The sequence below is a fragment of the Chitinophaga japonensis genome (genome assembly GCF_007830125.1).
In the GTDB taxonomy this organism is placed as follows: domain Bacteria; phylum Bacteroidota; class Bacteroidia; order Chitinophagales; family Chitinophagaceae; genus Chitinophaga; species Chitinophaga japonensis.
Window position 1 is genome coordinate 509,753 of the sequence record NZ_VLLG01000005.1, and the last position, 21,829, is coordinate 531,581.

Genomic DNA, 21,829 nt, shown 5'->3' on the forward strand with positions numbered 1-21,829 from the left:
TGCAGCACGGAAGCAATCCCTGGTCAGGCTATTAGGGAACAGGCGTTCAGCCATTAGCAGGACAACAAGCATTGCCATCTTTAGGGCCGATAGTTAACTATCCACTATAAATGTGCCCATTGGTCACAGTCATTCCTATTCTTTTGCTCTGCCGGGTCTGCCTCCCTTGCCCGGGTAAGGGAGTGCAGATACGGTAGCTAATGAACAAAACTATGAACAACAAGAAGAATGCTATTATCATAGGCGCCGGACCGGCAGGACTTACTGCCGCGTATGAATTACTGAAGAGAACTGATATCACTCCCATTATACTGGAAAAATCGGGAGATATAGGCGGCATTTCCAAAACTGTTAATTATAAAGGCAACCGTATAGATATTGGCGGGCACCGCTTCTTCTCCAAATCGGACCGGGTCATGAACTGGTGGTTCAATATTATGCCGGTGCAAGCTGAGGGGCAAAGCACCTTTAATATCAGCTACCAGCACAAGTCCCGGGAAGTGGATACCGCATCTATTGGGGCAACAGATAACGCAGGAACGGATCCTGATAAAGTGATGCTGGTACGCAAACGTTTATCCAGGATCTATTTCCTGCGGAAATTCTTTACCTACCCTATTCAACTATCCCTGGACACCCTTGCCAAGTTGGGCCTATGGACCACTATTGCTATTATGTGCTCCTACCTGAAGGCGCAATTATTTCCCCGCAAGCCGGAGAAAAACCTGGAGGACTTTATGGTGAACCGCTTCGGGCAGGTACTATATAAACTTTTCTTCAAAGACTATACGGAGAAAGTTTGGGGCTTGCCCTGTAATAAGATCAGTGCCGAATGGGGCGCCCAGCGTATTAAAGGGGTATCTATCAGCAAGGCCATACAGCATGCGGTGCAAGCGGCTGTGAAGCGCAAGGAAAAGCAAAATAGCAACGATATTTCCCAAAAAGATACTGAAACCAGCCTGATAGAACAGTTCCTGTATCCCAAGTTCGGCCCCGGCCAGCTCTGGGAGGAAGTAGCCCGCCAGGTAGAGGAAATGGGCGGCCGGATACTGATGCACCATGACGTAAAGCGCATCTATACCAATGATGACAATAACCAGGTGACAGCCATAGCAGCCATCAATAACATTACCGGGGAAACCAGCTACCTGGAAGGCGATTATTTCTTTTCCACCATGCCGGTGCAGGAGCTAGTCGGCGGATTGGATGGCGCGGTGCCTGATGATGTGAGAGAAATAGCTGCCGGCCTGCAGTACCGGGATTTTATTACCGTGGGCATCCTGCTGAAAAAACTCTCCTTCCAGGATAAAAGGACCGGTGAATGGAAACCGCTGCAGTTGAAGGATACCTGGATATACATACAGGAAAAAGATGTGAAGGTGGGCAGGTTACAACTGTTCAATAACTGGAGCCCTTACATGGTAAAGGACCCGGATACCACTTGGGTGGGCATGGAGTTCTTCTGTAATACAACAGATGATTTCTGGAAGAAGACGGATGAGGATATCAAGCAACTGGCCATTAAAGAGTTAGAAAAGATAGGGCTGGCCTCTGCAGCAAATGTGTTGGACACCACAGTGCTGCGTGTGGAAAAAACCTACCCGGCATATTTTGGCACCTATGAACGGTTTGATGTAGTACGGGAGTATATAGACCGGTTTGAGAACCTGTTCCTGGTGGGGCGGAACGGGATGCATAAGTATAATAATTCCGATCACTCTATGTTGACGGCTATGGTGGCGGTGGATAATATTGCGGCAGGGGTGGTTTCTAAGACGAATATATGGGCCATTAATACCGAGCAGGAGTATCATGAGGAGAAGGCAACTGCTGACAACGAGACCGTAACGGAAAAAGTGGCGCCGGCAGCTCAACCGGTTTGGGAACAGAGCCTGAAGCATTTCATATTCCTGAACCCCGCGCATAAATGGTTTGTGTGGGTGGGTGTTATAGGGATTATAGTGCAGTGGGTGGTGTTTAAGTTTTTGTACCCTTTTGCGAGCTTTATTAATGGGGATTCTTATGTGTATCTGCAAACCGCCTACATGAACTGGGATGTTAACACCTATCCGATTGGATACTCCAGATTTCTTCGGTTATTCAGTGTGTTCACCTCCTCTGATACTGCGCTGGTAACCTTCCAATATCTGCTGTTACAGGCTAGCGTGATGGCCTTTATATTTACCCTGTTCTATTTTTACAGACCGGGGAGGGTGGCAAAAATACTGTTATTCGGATTCATGCTGTTTAATCCGGTGTTCCCGTACCTGGCGAACTATGTATCCAGTGATTCCCTGTTTCTTTCCTTGAGCCTTATATGGTTTACGCAGTTGCTCTGGGTCATGTACCGGCCTAATAACCACCTGATCCTGCTAAACGTGGTGGTGTTGTTTCTGGCTTTCATTATCCGTTACAATGCCTTATACTATCCCATAATAGCTGGATTAGTGTACCTGATGTCCAAAAAACATATTAAAGTAAAGGCAGCGGGTATTGTGCTCGGTATACTGCTGATCGGAGGCTTCATACAGTTTACCAGCAAGCAGTATTATGAGTTGACCGGCCAAAAACAGTTTTCCCCCTTTTCTGGCTGGCAGATGGCTAATAACGCCATGTACGCTTACCGTTACGTAGATAGTGCCAATGTAAAGCCTGTGCCGGCTAAGTTCCGCCAACTGGACAAAATGGTGCGTACCTACTTTGACACCACGCGGGATGCCAAAAAACATCCGCAGGAAATGCTCGTGGCCAGTACGGTGTATATGTGGGCTCGCATGTCGCCATTACAGCAATATATGGAAAACCAATTTAAAAAGGATTCGACAAAAGGACCTGTTACAAAATGGGCTACGGTAGCTCCATTATATGCAGAATATGGGGCACATCTTATTAAAGAATATCCCCTGGTATTTGCCCGGCATTACCTTGTTCCCAATGCCATCAAATATTATACCCCGCCAGTAGAATTCCTGGAAAACTATAATATGGGGATTGACAGTGTGATGCCTGTAGCGCAGAGATGGTTTGGCTACAAAACCACTAAAATCAGCAGCTATTTCAAAGATTTCAAAGTAAATGTGCTCAACTTCTATCCGATTTTGGTGGGTATTATGAATGTGGTATTCCTGTGCAGCATAGCAGGTTTTATCTTTCTAAAAAGGCATAGGCAATACCCTGCGCTGTCACGAGCGCTATTATTGGTGGCCGGGTTATGGCTGGCAAATTTCGCGTTCAGCGTATTTGCATCTCCGATTGCGCTGCGTTTCCAGCTCTTTCCCATACTGGTGCTTATATCATTTGCCGTCATTTTAATTGATTACCTGTGGAAACTGGCAAATGCTGAAGAGAACGCTTAAGCAAAATGATTGAAAATGACTTTCCAACATCATACAGCATCAACGCCTTTCAGTAAATGGCTTTGGCAAACCCGGGAGCGTAAACTGCTACTGGGGCTGGCAGGTGCGGCTGTGCTCATACAATTTAGTGTATTGAAATACCTTTACCCTTTCCCCAACTTTTTGCCGGATTCCTACTCTTATCTGGAAACTGCTTTCTCTAACCAATTTATTAATATGTGGCCCATCGGCTATTCCAGGTTCCTGCGGTTGTTAAGCGTATTCACCAAGTCGCACATGCTGCTGACATTAATACAGTACCTGTTATTGCAAGCCAGTATGCTTTATCTGGTGTTTACCGTTGCTTACCTGCTCCAGACAGAAAAATGGGTATTGAGGGTCCTGCTTGGTTGCAATATTCTGAATCCCTTATTGTTACACATCAGCAATTTTGTGTCCAGCGATGCCTTGTTTGCAACGTTAAGTCTGATATGGTTTACCCAGTTAATATGGATAATTTATAAACCAGGATGGCGACTATTATTGGCACATGCTATAATATTGCTCCTGGCATTTACCGTCCGATACAACGCGCTCTATTACCCGCTGATCAGCATGCTGGCAATTGCGCTATGTCATATACATACCCGGGAGAAGATTGCCGGTATAGCAGTCGTTGTGATATTGACAGGAATCTTTATTGCACAAACCATTCGCCAATACCGATCCACAACCGGCACTACTCAATTTTCCGCCTTTGGAGGCTGGCAACTCGCCAGTAATGCATTGTTTGCTTACGCACATGTTCCCCCATCCCCCTATGAGTCAGTACCTGCGCAATTCAGCGCATTACACGCGCTCGTAAACTGGCATAACGATTCACTACGCCAACTAACACAACGACCCGATGCAGAATTAGGGGTATATTATCTCTGGGATGAGCAGGCGCCGCTGAAAAAATATGTACGCGAAAAATACAGAGAGGATAGCACTACTGACGGGTTTAAACGTTGGGCCTCAATGGGGCCGTTATATGGGCAATATGGTAGGTATCTTATTCAACAGTATCCTATTGCATTTACCAGGTACTATTTGTGGCCCAATATACTGAACTACTATTCCCCTCCACTGGAGTTTCTGGGTACTTACAATATGGGAAAAGATAGTATTGAAGCAACAGGCCAATTCTGGTTCGGATTAAAAAGCAACAAAGTACATGTTACTTTCACGGACAAAGAAATTACCAGCGCTATCATTTTACCGGTATTACTGGCTGTTATCAACCTTGTATTTATAGTAAGCTTTTTCAGTTTTCTATTCTTGAATGGGCTTAAGAAAAGTATGCCTTTGTTCAGACAAGCATTATGGATAATGTTACTGATATGGTTTTGCAATGCGGGTTTCAGTATACTGGCCTCCCCTATTGTACTAAGGTACCAGGCATTTCCGATGGTCACTACTTTTACATTTACGGTATTGCTGGTAGCATTTATCATATATGAAAGCGGGATAGTAAAAACACCTGTTGAAGAAGAAGAGCATCAGTTGATGACGCCGGCAATTTTTTCCCATTATCATAGGTGATAAAAAACTCTAGCATGAAACAGCTTGTATTTCTAATATTAATAGTGAGCTTATATGGCTGTTTTGCCCGGGCTCCTCAAAAAACCGGCCTGGAAGGAGAGTTGCTTCCTTCCTTCCGGTTATTGCTCCCGGATAGCAGCACCTATCTCAATACGAATGATATTCCCGCAGGAAAACCTTTTGTACTATTCTACTTTGGCCCACACTGCCCTTACTCACGGGCACAGATGGAAGAAATCATTGAAGATAGCAACAGGCTAAGCGGCATCCACTTCTATGTATTCACCCTGTCGTTCAATGAGATGAAGGATTTTTACCATCATTATCAATTAAACAAATACGCAAATATAACTACAGGTATAGACGCCGATCTTTTCTTTGGAAATCATTTCAAGACCAATCGTGTCCCGTATGTAGCTATTTATGGAAAAGATAAAAAACTGAAAGAAGTGTTTACAGGTAATATAACATCCAAACAGATAAAAAACATTATTGAAAAATAATTTATTGCGCAATACATAAGGCTCTGAACTTGCAAACAGAGCCAAACGACATGGGGAAGCCGAAAACCATCGAAAAGAGTAGGCCATTCATTCATACTAAAGTTTAGCTTTTTGATTTAAAAAGCAAAATGATCATGAAACGTGCTAAAATTGCTTTAACAGCTATCGCTTTGTTTGCCGTTGTTGGTGGCGCCCTGGCTTTTAAATCTTACAGGGGTATTACCACTTATTATAGGCTTACTGCAGACGGTACCGGCGCCTGTACATTAACCGCAGACAACACCACTTTCGTTCCTGCAGCAAATGGGACGGTTTACGCAACAACACTTGAGGACGTTGATTGCCAAGTAAGAGCAAACCTGGCCATTCAACAGTAATAAGGTTAACTTTAAATGTTGCTAGCATAGCTAACTGTTAGTTTCATTTAAAGGTTCAATGATTGAAAGAACAGGCCTGCATCAACAGGTCTGTTCTCCCATACTCAGTATCCCGGATTCTGCTGCAAATCGGGCGATTTTCTCAATTCTTCATCCGGAATGGGATATAATTGATCCGTTGTTTGCCAGTTAGCCCCCTTTACTATCCCCAGTTCCCAATCAGCTTCGCCTGTACGCTTTAGGTCCAGCCAACGGTGTCCCCATTCCGTAAACAATTCAACCCTCCTTTCATGGCTGATAATGTCGATCAGTGCCGACTGGGAAGCAGCAATGATATTGGGTAATCCGGCTCTGTTCCTGATTATATTCAGATCCTCTACAGCCCCATTCAAGTTACCCTGATATGTCCTCGCCTCTGCGCGGATCAGATACAATTCCGCTAACCGAAGTATAGTGGTATATTCCGTGCTCTCAGCATTCACCAGCCCTATTTTGTATTTATAGGGATAATGATAAACGATATTACCGACGGGCACCTGTCCCACCCAATGTATTTTTCTCAAATCACCTGTTTCAAAACTATTCACCAGTTCCTCCCGCAAATAAACAGGATTTGCACTCCCTGGTCCTGCTTCGGGCAGTATAAAGAATTTCGCTTCGCCCGTGTTCGCATAAATACCATTGTTCACTGGCTGCAATTGCCAGATAGCTTCCCGGTTATTTTTCAAGAAAGCATTATCCAATGTTTCGAGGTTGTATAGCGATGTTTGATTAATTACTTCCGTAGCGGCTTTCTCCGCATTTGCATAGTCCTTCGTATATAAAAGCACTCTTGCAAGGAGTGCTGTGGCGGACCAGTTGGTAGGACGCACCCGCTCTTCTGCCCCGTTAGCATAGGCCGTCATGGCGTCTCCCTGCAGGTATTGGCTACTCAGCAATGTTTTTGCCTCCTCCAAATCTCGAATAATCTGGTCATACACCTGTTGCTCCGAAAATCTTGGCAGTGCCGTGTTCACAGTATAGTCCGTACTCAAAGCCAGTGGCACATCTCCATACAGATTCACCAGGTAGAAGTAATTAAAGGCTCTGAGAAACTTCGCTTCCCCTAAGAGCTGCTTTTTTACGGCGGGAGTTAATGAAGTACTCGACTCTATTCCTTCCATTACCGCGTTTGCAATATAAATAGTGTTGTATATATTTCGCCAATAACCTGGGGCACTAGTCGCTGCGAGGTCATTAGTGTAATACGGATTTAAACTCATAGAATTAATATCAAATAATATTAGTTCATCCGCTGATAATCCAAGACCTGTATAAATATTTGCTAATTTCCCGGTAGCATTAAATTCATCTGAATTTTCCCTGCTCATCGTCTGGTAGATTCCTGTTACCACACTGGCGGCTGTTGCATCATTTGTATATACATTACCTTCATTAATGCTGTTAGCCGGGCTATCTACTTCAATAAATTTCCGGCAACTAGTAAATAATATAACAACAACTATCATCACATAAGTGCTAAAGTAAAGCTGCAGACCGAACAATTTATGCTTATTCATATTAATTCTGTTTATGCAATTATTTAGAAGGATGTGCGAAAACCAACAGTTATTACTCTTAAGGCAGGTACAGCCAGGGAACTTGTTCTCGTTTCCGGATCTAATCCTTTATATTTTGTTATTGTCAAAATATTTTGTCCCTGTAAAAAAAATCTCGCTCCATTCATACTCACTTTCTGTTGCCAGGAGTTGGGCAAGGTCCATGATATGGATAAATTCTTCAACCTGATAAATGAAGCATCCATAAAGGCCGCATCGCTGTTGCTTGCATTAGTATAAGAAGTGGACATTTCCCTTGGCCAGGTTGTTCTTACCTTCTGTACATTGGCTATGTCGCCGGGCTCCTTCCAACGCTCTAAAACCTCAACAGGCTGGTTACCTATATTATTTGCGCCATAAAATGTTCCCGGCCGGCTCCTTCCAAACGGATTATACTGCCCCATCTGTTTTGCAAACTGAAATAGAAAATCCATCTCAATTGAGCCATAGGAGAAGGTATTCTGCACCCCCCCATAATACTCTGGGTTCAAATCAATACTCAAAACACGGTCATCCAGAGTGCCAGCAATCCCGGAAATAATTTTACCCTCCTTATCTGCTATTTGATACAATCCTGTTTCAGGATCCACCCCCAGATACTTGTAACGTTTTCTTATATTCGTTGAATGCCCGATTGTGTAATCATACTTATAAGAAGATGTTTCTAACCCTGGATAAGAGACGAGTTTATTTCTGGGTATTGTTAGATTAATATTGCTATTCCACCTGAACCGGCCAGCTTTAATATTCTCCGTGCTAAAACTAAGTTCCCATCCTGTATTTTGAATTACTGCATCCAGGTTCTGTTGAATACTCGTATACCCTGTCACTGCAGGGAGTCCATAGCTTACCAATTGGTTGGATGATCGATTCCGGAAATAATTTGCTGCAAATAAAATACGATCATTTAAAAAGCCGAGATCAATACCCAGTGACAATTTTCTCGTTTCCTCCCATTGCAGGTAGGGATTTGACAACTCTGTGGGTTGTAATCCGGTAATACCCTGGTATGGCAACACAGCAGAAACTGCGTTATACCTGTTCAAGAACTGATAATCCCCAATCCCATCGTTGCCGGTTGTACCATAGCTTGCTTTTAGTTTTCCAAAACTTAACACCTGCTGTTTCTTAAAAAAATTCTCTTCAGAAAATATCCAGGCGCCTGCAATAGATCCGAAATTATGAAATAAATTTTCCCTACCGAACCGGGAGCTCCCATCCCGGCGCCCGGATAACGTTAAAAGGAAGCGGTTGTCCCAGCTATAATGCAGCCTGCCAAAAAAGGCATTATACTTATAGACAGAAGCCCCGTTGAAAGTCTGCAGGTTTGCTGCAGAAGTAATGTCTTCTAATAGTAGCTCGGAAGAATAACCCATACCGGTGATAGAGCTGTAGCTAGTGGTATTCTGTTGAAATGTCGCACCAATTAATACATCTATGGAAGCACGCTTTAGTATTTTTTTATAGTTCAGTTGGGGCTCCGCTATCCAGGTGGAGATCATACCTGTAGAAAATGTTGACTGGTTTTGGCTATAAGGACGATTCTGAGGTGGATGCATACTTAAAGGCGCAGTCAATATTTCATCCGAGCGTAGGTTGGTATAACCGAAAGAGTTTCGTACATCCAGTCCAGGGAGTATCTGGTAACTTATGGTATTATTGAAGATTAAATTATTGGTTTTGTTCTTATAACGTTGTTGCAGATATGCGAGCGGGTTTCTCCAACTAGCGTCTCCATTGGGTAGCAATGCCCAGTTCAGGGAGCCATCTGAATGATATAGTTCCGGGGCATTGGGTGCCAGCGTAATTGCTATATCCGTAAGATCTGTCCCTATTAACCGGTTGTCATCCAACATATAGTTGCCGGAAAGCGTAACTTTAAACCGTTGGTTGGAAGAGCTATGACTCACATTAAAGTGCAGAGAGCCTTTCCTGTCTGCTAAATCCCCCGGAAATACTGTCGTTTCCTTTTGATACCCTACTCCCATTAAAAATTGCGTATTGGCATTACCACCACTCACACTGGCATTTGCTTTGGTGTATTCCGCGGTATTACCAATCAACACCTCCTGCCAGTCTGTATACCTGTTTTGATCATAATAGGTTAGATCTGCGTTACTTTGGTCTGATGGCGTAGTAGCATCTGGAACTGTCAGGCCGGCATTCTTATACGCTTCTTTTCTTAAATCCAAATACTGTGATGTATTTAAGAGCTTAAGTTTCTTTGGCACTACCCCCCACCCATGTTGAACATCAAAATTTACCTGAGTTTTGCCGGTCTTCCCCTTCTTTGTTGTGATCAGGATGGCGCCGTTAGCAGCCCTGCTCCCGTAAATAGCGGTAGCATCTGCGTCCTTCAATACATCTATACTTTCAATGTCAGCCGGATTTATAAAACTCAGTGGATTACCAGCCCCTGCGGGAACGTTGCCAAAGTCCTGCCCATTATCACCGGATGTACCTTGTATCAAACTAAGTGTATATAGCGTGCGGGAGGTATAGGGCACCCCATCTATCACATATAACGGATCGCCATTCTTTCTAAGACTGGTTGCCCCCTGTATCCGCACTGCGACTCCAGAACCGGGCAAACCAGTTGATTGTTCAATAATAACTCCTGGCACCCTCCCTTGTAAAGCCAACAAAGGATTACTAACCGGTTGCCTTTCAATATCTTTTGCCTTTATGGTACTGACATTACCTGTACTATATCTTCTGGTAGTGGTTCCATAAGCAATTACCACCGTTTCATCCAAATCACTCACCACCACATTCAGTTGCACCATAATCCGCTGGCCCTTTACCGCTATCTCTCTCGTTTCATAACCTACAGAACGAATGAGCATCGTTGCATTCTTGTTTACATTTGGTAAAGTAAAATTCCCCTCATTATCTGTTACAGTCCCATCATTTGTACCTTTTACCACTATTGTTGCGCCTATTAAAGGCGTACCTGCTGCGTCTGTTACTTTACCACTGATTGTTGTAGTGTTTATCGAACTATCTGTTTGATTTTTTTTTACAGGTGAATGTGGCTCTCTTTTCCGTATAATAATAACATTATCATTGAACTGAAAAGTATATCCCCTGCTTCCAAGTAATTGCTGTAAAATATGATCCACTCGTTCATTCCTTACATCCAGCGACACCTTTTCCTTTAAATCATCTACAGTTTGGCCTGTCATGAAAGGCGAAAGTCCGGTTAATCGCTTGATGATTTTAAGCACCTCATTAATGGACGTTTCCCTTACAGAAATAGAGACCGTTTTGCTGCCATTATTATCATCCTGATTCTTTGCAAAAGTTTGGGCGTTGGAAAAGTGACATAGGCATAGGCAGAAAAGGATACTTGTGGCTACAAGCCTGAAACAGGCCTGGTGCGCTAAGATTTTGGTCATTTGAACAATTTTGACGTTTGAAGATCGGAATATAACATTCACATTTTCAAAAAAACAGCATATCGAAATATGCATTATCTATAAGGGAAACGAACCTAAATTCAAAAAGTACCAGAAAAATTAACTATTTCTTTATCTACTTAACTGGCCAGGTTGGTTCCCCCTTTTCCATCTTGTTTATAATGGCAGTATACTTATCATAATAATCACCTTTGTCCCTCCCTCTCCTTCTCGCATTAACAATACCTTGTTCCCTTGCTTTTTTCTCCCATGCAATAGCTTCCGCTAACCTTCCCAACTTATATAACAAGTTGGCTTTGGTATCATATATCTGAATGTTAGGTGCGTCCCCTGTTAATTGGCACCCTTCATGGTCTAATTTGATAGCCAGATCGCTCCATAAAAGCCCTTTCTCTAACAAATCTCTATCATTGCTATTTACGAACAAGATCCAGGCATAAACGTTTAACCTCCAGGAATCAGACCGTGATCCTGTACCAGGCTTAGGCGGATATGCTTCCATCTGATTTTCTACGTATTTGACGAAATTTATATAGTCCTCTATACGCGCATAGAAACTTAATTGCGCATCCAATATCATTTTCCTGGTATCTACCTTTGTGTATTTTTTGCTGATAACATCATGCATTTTATCCCACTCAGGTGTCCGCGTCAGCGGTTGATCCCCTTTCCACAAATAGGCATCAATCTCCTCCCTGTTGATCGTCTGCGTCACCTGGAAGTCCGCCCATCCCTTATAATCTTTCACCTCATCTACCTTGCCAGGCTGTTCATAACATAATTTGAAGAACTTGTCCTTTGAATTAATCAACGTGAAATATTCTCCGATAAAATCCAGATGCTTCCTGGTACACAATTCATCCTCACTCAATTCATCAAGATAATGCTCCTTATAGTCCTTTGCCATATCCCTGGCCAGTTGTTCATCCTTTCCAATATCCCTTACTTTTTTTATCAGCTCCGGCATGGCAGTGTAATCTTTATGCCCTTGCTTGTACGCTTCCAACTGTTCATGAAACCTTGCTATAGGGTCTGTCAAAGCGGTTTTCACCATTGCAATAAAAGCGGGTACATCCTGAAATCCCAAACCACGGTGAACAAGTTCCCCTTCTGGCGAAAAGAACAAGTAGCTGGGCAAGGCCTCTACTTTATAAGTTTCACTAATAGCTTTGGCATCGGCATACCAGGATTTAACATAGGCATCATCCTTGTCCGTCTGGTCCTGCTGTACCTTTATCGCGATAAACTTATCATTTAATACTTTCCCAACGGCTTCATTAGGATAAACCTGCCGGTCCATCTGCTTGCAGGGACCGCACCAGGTAGCATACACATCCACAAAAATGTATTTGTTCTCCCTCCTGGCTTTTTCTTTTACCTGCTGCCAGGACGACAACTCTTCAAACTGAGTCCCTTGTGCATATGTAGATATACATGGAAAACCTAACCCCAGTATAACCAGGATGAAAAATCTTTTGGTCATTTGAACAAATTTGTTGTTTACAGATCGGAATAAAATATTCACATCTTTCAAAATGTATTAAGCCTTCATGTTAACATGAATGCTGTAAAAAGTAAAACGTATAAGCGAACAAAAAGTACCAATCAGGCTGGGATACACCATATTCAACATCCTATTAATCTAACCCAAATGACTCAAAAGAAATATTAGAACTGATAACTATCCCTTGTCTAGTTTGCACTACATTTGAATAAACAACGAAACCCCACATAAGCGCTGAATAAATATAATTATCATAGCCCTATGCACCCCTTTAATCAACATGTTCTTATACAAAGAATTTCTTATTTAGCTTTAGGAAATTGACAACCACAACTATCACCACTATAGTAATAATGCTGGGAGAAAGTCAAATATTAAAAATGGGGAAGCTGAAAACCATCAGAAAGAGTAGGCAATATAAGCATACATTAAAGTTTAGCTTTTTGATGCTAAAAAGCAGCATTACAGCATGAAAACCGCCAAAATTATGCTGACAGAAATAGGAATATTTACTATTATGGCTGGTATTCTTGCTTTTAAAGTTCATAGGGATCATGTCAGAGGTGTTGTCGCATATTGTCGGTCAACAGCACTCGGAACTGGTGTCTGTACAACTACCCATTTAAATCATTCATGTGTACCTACACCTAACGGCACTTGTTATTGTACTACCATACTAGGAGATCCTTGTACTATAGCAGCTACACTTATTCTCAGACAATAAATAATACGCTGGTTTCAATAAAGTATTTTATAATAGCAGCAAATAAATCGCTTTAAAAGAAGTGCCGGCCGGTATTTTCTTAAAATGATCTCACACGAAAAGAACAGACTGCAAAAATCAGCCTGTTCTTTTTTGCCATATAGCGGTATGCACCCCGCCCCATATTAATATCTGATTAACGTTTTATTCTATTACACTTTCGTAAATTCGAAGTAGCAAAAAACAAATGACAACTGTTATAGAATCAATTTGGTGAATATACTTTCGGCTCAGCTCAAGTGATCCGGAGATGATTTATGCATTTATGCAAGCTTCCTTTTCTCTCTCAATTACCATTGATAATGGATGTTGCAGCGATCATAAAAAAAATAAAAAAATATATTGCTGTTTTTATATCTTTCGCGCCAATATCCATTAGATACCCCGTTATAATACGCCAAAACAACACCGGATTGTCATAGCGAAAGAAATGTAATATGTCATGTGATTATTAGTAACCATCGTATAAACATTCGGGGGACTTATATATGCAACCAACATCTGATGAATTATTGGTGTCGGAGCTAAAAGCCGGAAGTCAATGGGCTTTTTCCGAGATTTACAACCGCTACTACACGCGGCTGCACCTGGAAGCCAATTACAAGCTGCGCGATAAAGAGGCAGCAGCAGATGCCGTGCATGATGTTTTTGCCACCATCTGGAGAAAAAAGGGAGAGCTTCCGGAACAGCTTTCCCTGAAAGGTTACCTGAGCTTTTGTATCAGGAATAAATGCATTGACATTATCAGGAGAGAGCTGCAGTTCCAGCATTATGCTAGTCAACATGAAGCAAAGGAACCCGTCGTACAGGCAGACCCTGCAGTTGCAAAAGAGCGCTCAATTGAGCTAAGAAATGCCATCGACAACCTGCCTACCGCCCAGCGCGCTGTAGTGCAACTGGTTCATAGCGGATTTAGCCACAAAGAGATTATGGCCCTAACCGGGAAATCCATCCAGACCATCAAAAACCTGCTAGGCACTGCCAAAAAGACCTTACGCGAAAAGCTGGTTCCCCATCATATCTAGTACCTTTCCTCCTGCTTTACGTTTAAAGATAACGATGGATTTCAACCCAGCCGAAATACATGACCTGACGATGGATGAAATTGCAGGGGTCATCACCAGAGAAGAAAAGGAACACCTTTACCGGGTAATCGCTGAAAACCAGGAAGCCTTTGCAATCTGGCGGGAACTGCATCACGCCCTCGGCCCTCAACAGATACAGGAGGCAAAGGAAAGTATGCGCGCTGATGACTCACTGGAGATCATCCGAGCAGTTAAACAGGATAAAAGAAAAACTTATGCCTTACGCCTTGTTGGTATAGCCGCAGCAGTGCTGCTGGTGGCCGTCGGCGCCCGCCAACTCTTTTTCCAGCCTGCTTTCAAACCTATTGAAAACAATATTGTTGCCAACGAACATAAGCAGATACAACTGAAACTATCCAATGGAAAGATCGTCAACCTGTCAAATGACGTACAGCAGGTACAGGTAGGCGACGTTACATTAACCAGCGCCAACAAAACCCTCCACTACACCGCCGGCGATCCCATAGCGGGACAAAGCACGCTTAGCGTACCTATAGGCAAAGACTACAACGTAGTATTATCCGATGGCACGGAAATACAGCTCAACTCCGCCACTACTCTTACCTTTCCCATGCAATATACTGGTAGTACACGCGAAGTGCACATCAACGGGGAAGCTTACCTGAAAGTAGCGCCTAACGGGGATAAACCTTTTATTGTGCACCTGCCGCATAGCAGTGTGCGGGTATTGGGTACCTCCTTTAATGTCAATACCTATGATTCGGGAGTAGTGAAAGTAGCCCTGGTAGAAGGAGCCATAAGCATGAAGACCGGAGAAGGCAACACCCTGCTGAAACCGGGCTATCAACTGGTCTCCACATCAGGTAAAGTGGCTGTAGTGAGCCGGTTTGATGCAGAACAGGTATTGGGCTGGCGCAAGGGTATCTACGAGTTTAACGATGCCACGCTGAAAGAGGTTTGCCGCATATTGCCGCGCTGGTATGGCGTTGATGTAGTGATGGATAATACAGCGGTAGGTAAAAGGAGCTTTATGGGAGCCATAGACCGCAACAAACCCCTAAAAGTATTCCTCGAAAACCTGAAAGCTTCCGATGACCAGGTTGACTATTATTTTGATAATAGTGGTACCTTGCACTTCAGGTAAATACCCCACAATTCCATTAATACAACCAATCACTAAAACAATGATACAGCTTACCAAAACCCTTTCCTCCCTTGCTTTAATCGGGTTGCTGCAGCTCAGCGCTCAGGCACAGGAAAACTGGCAGATGCAACCTGTGAATATACAGACCCGCTGGGCCAAAGAAGTAAATCCTGGCAATGCTTTAAAGGAATATCCACGCCCGCAGATGGTACGCAGTCAATGGCAGAACCTGAATGGCCTTTGGCAATATGCCATTACGCCCAGAGATGCGGCGGCACCCGCCAGCTATAACGGACAAATACTGGTGCCCTATCCTATTGAGTCCGCGCTGTCCGGCGTAAAAAAAACCGTACTCCCCCATCAAAACCTCTGGTATAAAAGAAATATTGCCCGCCCTGCTTTAAAGAAAGGGGAACGGGCGCTACTGCACTTGGGTGCGGTGGACTGGCAGGCCAGTGTATTCCTGAACGGTAAACCCGTTGGCGATCACACCGGCGGCTACCAGGAGTTTACCTGCGATATTACGGATGCCCTGCAGGCTGGAAATAATGAACTGACGGTAAAAGTGTACGATCCTACGGACCAGGGACCGAACCCGCACGGCAAGCAGGTACTAAGCCCCAAGGACATCTATTACACGCCCAGCACCGGCATCTGGCAAACGGTATGGATGGAAGTAGTGCCGGCTGCTGCTGTTGCAGATATCAGGCTTACGCCGGACATTGATAAAAGCGTACTGAACGTAACCGTAAAAGCACCGGAAGACTGTGAAATAGTGTTGACAGCTACCGCCGGCGGAAAAACCGTAAGCACCGCCAAAGGCATACCCGGCGCCAATATACAGCTACCGGTAAAAAACGCGAAACTGTGGTCCCCCGCCGATCCCTTTTTATATGACCTGCAGGTACAGCTCATTAAAAACAGTAAGATAATAGACGAAGTGAAAAGCTATTTCGGTATGCGGAAGGTAGCAATAAAGAAAGACGCTAATGGCTTTGACCGCATATTTTTAAACAATCACTATACCTATAATCTCGGCACGCTGGACCAGGGTTTCTGGCCGGAGGGTCTGCATACCGCTCCTACAGACGAAGCCCTGGCTTTTGATATCAAAGCCATCAAGGCAATGGGCTTTAATACCATCCGCAAGCATATCAAGGTAGAGCCGGCACGCTGGTACTATCATTGCGATAAACTGGGCATGCTGGTATGGCAGGATTTTGTAAACCCGCCCCACCATATGCCGGAAGGCGCCAGAGAGGAGTTTGAAAAGGAAGTGGCGGCCACGATGGAGCAACTGCATAATCATCCCTGTATTACCACCTGGGTGCTGTTCAATGAAAAATGGGGCGCTTATGATCAGCAGCGCCTTACAGAATGGGTAAAGCAAAAAGATCCCTCCCGGCTGATCAACGGCCATTCAGGCGAAATGTTGTGGGTAAATGAGCAACTGCGCAGCCCCTCTCCCAATGCCTGGGTGAGTGCCGATATGACAGATGTCCACTCCTACCCTGATCCTATGAACGCGCCGGCCCATCCCGGTAAGGCGCGCATCCTGGGTGAGTTTGGCGGTATCGGGGTATTTATACCGGACCACCAGTGGAACCCCATGAACGCCTGGGGATACATACAGGTGACACCGTCCAGTTTGAAAGGGAAATACACGATCATGAACCAGCACCTGCAATTGTTGGAACGGGAAGGGCTTAGCGGCTCCATTTATACCCAGCCTTTTGATGTGGAAGGTGAGCAGAACGGCCTGATGACCTATGACCGCGAAGTGATCAAAGTGCCTTTTGAAGAGCTGCGCAAGATCCATAGCCGCCTGGTAGCTGATATGGGCGCCATCCCGGCTGTTACTGCCAAAGCTGCCGATATTACGGACCCCGGCATCCAGTATAGCCGTTTATTGCAGCAATATATAGACGGTAAGAAAGATCCGGCCTTTTTGCGCAAGCTGGCCATGACCGCCCAACAGGCAGGCGATAAACCAGGAGCAAGAAGGGCTGCTGCCGGGTATATAGCCGGCCTGAAAAAGCCCTACTCCGCTGATGACCTTAGCTATATTATGCAGGTAACCGGCAGCACCCAGGACCCCGGCTTTGCCATCTTGCAGGAACATACTGATGAAATAGACCTGGCACTGGGCCAGCGCCAGGCATCCGTTAAGATGATGAACCTTATTTACCAGGATCATATCCACCCGGCCGTGTCCAGGCCTAATGCACAACCGGACTGGGAGCAACTGGCGGGCAACACCAGCAAATACGGAGCCCCGGGAGAAGAGATACTTCTGCGGGCAAAGACTATTTACTACCTGAACCGACAGGAATGGGACAGCTTTGCCAAAGCGGCCGCCGGATACGTCAGCAAATATGGCCAGTATATGAGAACCGATGAACTGAACCAGTTTGCCTGGACGGCCTTTGAACAGGTGAACGACACCTCCCTGCTGGAACCGGCGCTGGACTGGAGCCAACTTTCCTTAAAAGGCGGCGACCAGGCAGCCTACCTGGATACCTATGCCAACCTGCTGTACAAGCTGGGTAAAAAGGAAGAGGCCATCAAATACCAGGAAAAAGCGGTCAGTCTTACGGCTGATGCCTCCTTGAAGGAAAACCTGGAAAAAATGAAACGTGGGGAAAGGACCTGGAAATAAAAAATGTCCGGCTGGTACCTTTTCCGGGGCCATACGTTTAATATGTTAATCAAATGTATTTGGTACAAGATCAAATAAAACACTATATATAATGAAATGACAGTTGTGTTATCATTTTCATTTTTCACCAATAGATTCTAGCTTCCCGGGCCGCTTTCCAGCGGCTCTTTTTTAAATTGCCGAGCTATGCATCTATAAAACAGGTACCCCCATAAATCCGTTACCCTTGAAAACTACAATTCCTCTATTTCGAAACTACCGGCAAGAACCAGAAGAGTTTGATCATGAAGACTTTGTCCTTTTACTGATAAAGCAAAGGGAACGGATGACCTCCAGGAGAGAAAACGCGTTTATTAAGCGTATGCTCAAAGAAAGCGCCGAGGCCAGGCGAATCCTGTCAGAAATTGAGGAAGCCTCCACTGACGCACAGTGGACAGCTCCTCCCAGAAAAAGATTCCCTCTGTTTATAGCGGCCGGCGCCGCTTTATTGATTATTGCCGGCGCCGGTTATTTTCTCTATTCATACTATGGCCGCGCACCGGTCCAGTGGAATACTATCAAAGTAGCAAGTGGTCAGCACCAATCCGTTGAACTAGCGGATAGCACCCTGGTGCAGTTGAATGCAGCTACCACCTTCCGGTATCCGTCGCATTTTGCAGGAAACTACCGGGAGGTTTACCTGGACGGAGAGGCTTTCTTTAACGTGGCGGCCAGCCCTAAAAGACCTTTCATTGTACATACTACCCGTGCAGACATAAAAGTGCTGGGGACCCGGTTTAATGTGCGTACATACGATAGCAGCTTTAGTGCTGCCCTGGTATCGGGAGCGGTAATGATCATCACACCAGGTGGCCAGGTAGTGAAGTTACAGCCCGGCTACATGGCCTCTCTGAATACCAGTAGCCAGCAACTGCTGATTGCTTCATTTAGCAGCGATACGCTTTTAACCTGGAAGAATGGCATACATCGCTTTGAAAAGAAAACCCTGAAAGAGGTGTGCAGCATGGCGGAACGGGTTTACGGTATCAGGATACTGGTAGAGCGCAATGCGCCGGATACGCTACATTACTCGGGAGTAATAGATCGCCGGCAGCCCATAGAGACGCTAATGGAGGACCTGGCCTGTTCAGCAGGGGAAGATTATTATTTCGACCGGGAAGGGAGGTTGCATATTAAATGAAGGAGATTACTGACCAGCATCCGGCTTGAAAAAATAAGAAAAACTGAGCATAAAAAACCGCTGTAATACCTTGGTCTGTACATCTTCTATATAACTTTCCCCTACATTCCTGCTGATGCTTACATTACGATTCAGCAGATCAAATCCCTGTAGTTTGACCTGTGCCTTTTTCTGGAAAAGACTTTTGGATATAAAAGCATTTAACATAGTTACATCCTGGTTATAGCCGGCTGCCCGGCCGGTATTGAGCCAATAGTCCAGGTTGCCGCCCAGGCTGAAGCCCAGCGGCAGGTTTATGTTCCCGTTCAGCGAACAGGAATAATTGAAATAATTGGTGTTATTATCCTTTTGCAGGGCATATCGTACACCATTATAATTCACGTTTCCTGCTAATCCTATATCAAACAACTGCTTATAAGTATAATTAAAGCTGAGCCCCTGGGTAATATTGTAGTTATCCATATTGCCCTTTACGCTGTTTATGTAGTTGATGTCCCGCTTAAATCCCAGCGTCGTATTAAGGTTAATGGCGGTTTGCAGTTTTTTCAACGGGAAAGTATTCACCAGGTTGGCATTAACGTTGTAGGCGCCGTCCACATTCTGAGGCTGGCTCACCTGTCGGCCCAGGGAATCAGACCAGATGGCTTCTACTATTTTCCCTTTTGTAATAGCAGTATTGATACTGGCGGTAAAGGCATACGCAGTGGCCGGGTTAAGTGCCTTATAATCCATCACGATACTATGCAGAAAAGCCGGTTTCAGGTCCGGGTTGCCCAGCTTTATGTACAAGGGATTACTGTTGTCCGGCACAGGTTGCAATTGCGCTGCGTTGGGTGTAAGCGCTCCTCCTGAATAAGTGAAATGCAGCCGTTTGTTATTGGTGAAGGCATAATCCAGCACCACAAAGGGAGCAAAATTGGCCGTATACTGGTTTAAGCGCTCCTGCTCACTGATGTTGTAATTGTTCAAACCATTGAATTGCAAACTAAATCCCAGGTAGTAATAGTAGCTGGATTTCCGGGCATGTATATTCATACCGGCCAGGTGTACATTGGTAGTATTCTCAAAGGAATTGCTTAAGCTGTCATTCAGGCGGTCATAGATTTTTTTGGCATTGTCGTAATCGTAGGTGAGCTTATTTGACAATGTGTGATTATGCCTGTATACATATACTAATTCCAGGAAATGATCTTTAAAAAGCGGCTCCGTAAAGGAGGTGTATAACGACAAAAGATTATGACGACTGTTCATATCATTTCGCTGATCCAGCGTATCACTGTCAATGTCGCCGCCCGGTACTACAAACAGGTTGTATGACCGGTTATAACCCTCCTGCCGGCTGGTATTATATCCGTAAGTCAGGTTGCTCTTTAAAGCTCTGCCAAGCTTATGGAACTTTTTTGCGAAAGACAGGGAGGTATGGAAACTGGGCGCACTGCCGTTGCTGGTATTGCGCATTGTACCACTGTTCACCAACTGCCGATCTCCTCCCAGGCTCTCGTAAAGGCTCTCCTGAAAATTATCTGTTGCAGCATGCCTGAAGGTACTTTCCAGCGTCAGCAGATGCATACTATCGGGCCTCAATTCTGCACGGGTATCCAGGTAATGACTAGCATTGTTGTTTACGGAATAGGCATCCTGGTTATAATAAAAGCTGGTATCAGGTAACAAATTCTGCCGGGCGCTACTCCGCTCATTTTCTGTCCGGCTGTCATTTATCACATAGCTACCGCTTAGCTTAAGCTTTTCACTGATATCTTTACTGTAGTTAACACCACCGCTCCAACTCCTGGTAATACCATTCCCTCCACCGCCTGGCCCCTGCCCGCTTCCTTCCAGGAAACCTGCATTGTTCACATTGTTGGCGCCTCCCAGGATGGATAATTGCTCTCCCTCACTAAACTGGTTCAGGTTCCCGCTTCCTGCAAACCTTTCACCAGTGCCATAACCCACAGCTACCCTACCCAGGAATTTACCTTTACGGTCCCTCTTCACCGTAATATTGATAGCTTTCTCCCTTTTACCATCATCTATACCGGTGAACTGTGCCAGATCAGATTTTTTATCGATCAGTTGCACCTTATCTATCATGTCTGCCGGCAGGTTGCGGGTAGCCAGTTTGGGATCATCCCCGAAAAAAGGTTTGCCATCTACCAGTATCCGTTTTACTATTTCGCCATTTACTGTAATGGTCCCATCCGGTGCAATCTTTATGCCCGGCAACTTTTTTAGCAGCTCCTCCATCACGGCATTTTCCCTGGTTTTGTAGAATGCAGCATTAAATTCCAATGTGTCCTTTTTAATCACCATGGGAGACCGGATCTGTACGATCTCGACTGTTTTAAGATTTACCCCTGTTCCATGCAGGACGATCATACCGAGGTCCATTACGGTGTCTGTAGCCGTAACTGTTACCGCACGTAATAAAGGCTGGTAGCCCAGGTAAGTAATATACACCTGATAACTGCCGGCGCCCACACCTTCCAGCAGGAACATGCCTTTACTATCTGTAAAAGCGGATGCTGCAAGAGAAGAATCTTTTGCATATAAAAGCGCCACCGTTGCATAGGCCAGCGGCTGTCGGCTGTCTTTATCTGTTATACGCCCTTTTACCCGGACGGGTAATGGAGTCTGGGGCCATGCCTGGAGGGAGCACAGGGTAACAACGATCACGATGAGGAGGGTTTTACTCATCTGAAAAAAATAAAGTGTCCTTT

The 21,829-nt window shown here is 44.7% G+C and carries 12 protein-coding genes; 8 read left to right on the forward strand and 4 right to left on the reverse strand.

Features of this window, described 5'->3' with window-relative positions; translation table 11 throughout:
• Window positions 1–212: 212 nt before the first annotated feature.
• The 4 genes from LX66_RS23450 (at window position 213) to LX66_RS23465 (ending at window position 5,799) form a co-directional block, all read left to right on the forward strand.
• Window positions 213–3,356: an NAD(P)/FAD-dependent oxidoreductase gene (locus LX66_RS23450; RefSeq protein WP_170232408.1), complete on the forward strand. Its 3,144-nt coding sequence runs from the start codon at window positions 213–215 to the stop codon at window positions 3,354–3,356.
• A gap of 15 nt (window positions 3,357–3,371) precedes the next feature.
• Window positions 3,372–4,919 carry a hypothetical protein gene (locus LX66_RS23455; RefSeq protein WP_145717971.1) on the forward strand — a complete coding sequence of 516 codons (1,548 nt, stop codon included), beginning with the start codon at window positions 3,372–3,374 and terminating at the stop codon, window positions 4,917–4,919.
• Window positions 4,920–4,933: 14 nt separating this feature from the next.
• Complete coding sequence (locus LX66_RS23460; RefSeq protein ID WP_145717973.1) at window positions 4,934–5,422, forward strand: TlpA family protein disulfide reductase; 489 nt, start codon at window positions 4,934–4,936, stop codon at window positions 5,420–5,422.
• A 134-nt stretch (window positions 5,423–5,556) separates the two neighbouring features.
• Window positions 5,557–5,799: a hypothetical protein gene (locus LX66_RS23465; protein ID WP_145717975.1), complete on the forward strand. Its 243-nt coding sequence runs from the start codon at window positions 5,557–5,559 to the stop codon at window positions 5,797–5,799.
• A gap of 104 nt (window positions 5,800–5,903) precedes the next feature.
• Here the strand turns inward: LX66_RS23465 and LX66_RS23470 are convergent, their stop codons facing one another.
• The 3 genes from LX66_RS23470 to LX66_RS23480 form a co-directional block, all read right to left on the reverse strand.
• Window positions 5,904–7,358, reverse strand: coding sequence for a RagB/SusD family nutrient uptake outer membrane protein (locus LX66_RS23470; RefSeq protein ID WP_145717977.1), 1,455 nt, complete (start codon window positions 7,356–7,358; stop codon window positions 5,904–5,906).
• A 23-nt stretch (window positions 7,359–7,381) separates the two neighbouring features.
• A complete protein-coding gene (locus tag LX66_RS23475; RefSeq protein ID WP_158642735.1) occupies window positions 7,382–10,795 on the reverse strand; it encodes a SusC/RagA family TonB-linked outer membrane protein in 3,414 nt (1,137 codons plus the stop codon).
• A gap of 136 nt (window positions 10,796–10,931) precedes the next feature.
• Entirely contained in the window at window positions 10,932–12,299 is a 1,368-nt protein-coding gene (locus tag LX66_RS23480; protein WP_145717981.1) for a thioredoxin family protein, read from the reverse strand.
• A 1,272-nt stretch (window positions 12,300–13,571) separates the two neighbouring features.
• On the opposite strand from LX66_RS23480, the gene LX66_RS23485 reads away from it, so the two are divergent.
• The 4 genes from LX66_RS23485 to LX66_RS23500 all read left to right on the forward strand — a co-directional run bounded on the left by LX66_RS23485 (window position 13,572) and on the right by LX66_RS23500 (window position 19,112).
• Window positions 13,572–14,108: an RNA polymerase sigma factor gene (locus LX66_RS23485; RefSeq protein WP_145717983.1), complete on the forward strand. Its 537-nt coding sequence runs from the start codon at window positions 13,572–13,574 to the stop codon at window positions 14,106–14,108.
• A 34-nt stretch (window positions 14,109–14,142) separates the two neighbouring features.
• Window positions 14,143–15,273 (forward strand): FecR family protein, encoded by a 1,131-nt coding sequence (locus tag LX66_RS23490; RefSeq protein WP_145717985.1) that lies wholly within the window; start codon window positions 14,143–14,145, stop codon window positions 15,271–15,273.
• A gap of 40 nt (window positions 15,274–15,313) precedes the next feature.
• Window positions 15,314–17,932, forward strand: coding sequence for a sugar-binding domain-containing protein (locus LX66_RS23495; RefSeq protein WP_145717987.1), 2,619 nt, complete (start codon window positions 15,314–15,316; stop codon window positions 17,930–17,932).
• A 361-nt stretch (window positions 17,933–18,293) separates the two neighbouring features.
• The gene (locus LX66_RS23500; protein ID WP_158642736.1) at window positions 18,294–19,112 is read left to right on the forward strand and encodes a FecR family protein; all 819 of its coding nucleotides are present in this window, start codon (window positions 18,294–18,296) and stop codon (window positions 19,110–19,112) included.
• 6 nt (window positions 19,113–19,118) lie between these two features.
• Here the strand turns inward: LX66_RS23500 and LX66_RS23505 are convergent, their stop codons facing one another.
• On the reverse strand, window positions 19,119–21,806 hold the full coding sequence (locus LX66_RS23505; protein ID WP_145717995.1) for a TonB-dependent receptor: 2,688 nt from the start codon (window positions 21,804–21,806) through the stop codon (window positions 19,119–19,121).
• Window positions 21,807–21,829: the final 23 nt, after the last annotated feature.

What these genes read in the sequence shown, in the direction of transcription:
- LX66_RS23450 (WP_170232408.1), top strand. Translation starts at nt 213, where the DNA reads ATGAACAACAAGAAGAATGCTATTATCATAGGCGCCGGACCGGCAGGA.
- LX66_RS23455 (WP_145717971.1), top strand. Translation starts at nt 3,372, where the DNA reads ATGACTTTCCAACATCATACAGCATCAACGCCTTTCAGTAAATGGCTT.
- LX66_RS23460 (WP_145717973.1), top strand. Translation starts at nt 4,934, where the DNA reads ATGAAACAGCTTGTATTTCTAATATTAATAGTGAGCTTATATGGCTGT.
- LX66_RS23465 (WP_145717975.1), top strand. Translation starts at nt 5,557, where the DNA reads ATGAAACGTGCTAAAATTGCTTTAACAGCTATCGCTTTGTTTGCCGTT.
- LX66_RS23470 (WP_145717977.1), bottom strand. Translation starts at nt 7,358, where the DNA reads ATGAATAAGCATAAATTGTTCGGTCTGCAGCTTTACTTTAGCACTTAT.
- LX66_RS23475 (WP_158642735.1), bottom strand. Translation starts at nt 10,795, where the DNA reads ATGACCAAAATCTTAGCGCACCAGGCCTGTTTCAGGCTTGTAGCCACA.
- LX66_RS23480 (WP_145717981.1), bottom strand. Translation starts at nt 12,299, where the DNA reads ATGACCAAAAGATTTTTCATCCTGGTTATACTGGGGTTAGGTTTTCCA.
- LX66_RS23485 (WP_145717983.1), top strand. Translation starts at nt 13,572, where the DNA reads ATGCAACCAACATCTGATGAATTATTGGTGTCGGAGCTAAAAGCCGGA.
- LX66_RS23490 (WP_145717985.1), top strand. Translation starts at nt 14,143, where the DNA reads ATGGATTTCAACCCAGCCGAAATACATGACCTGACGATGGATGAAATT.
- LX66_RS23495 (WP_145717987.1), top strand. Translation starts at nt 15,314, where the DNA reads ATGATACAGCTTACCAAAACCCTTTCCTCCCTTGCTTTAATCGGGTTG.
- LX66_RS23500 (WP_158642736.1), top strand. Translation starts at nt 18,294, where the DNA reads ATGCTCAAAGAAAGCGCCGAGGCCAGGCGAATCCTGTCAGAAATTGAG.
- LX66_RS23505 (WP_145717995.1), bottom strand. Translation starts at nt 21,806, where the DNA reads ATGAGTAAAACCCTCCTCATCGTGATCGTTGTTACCCTGTGCTCCCTC.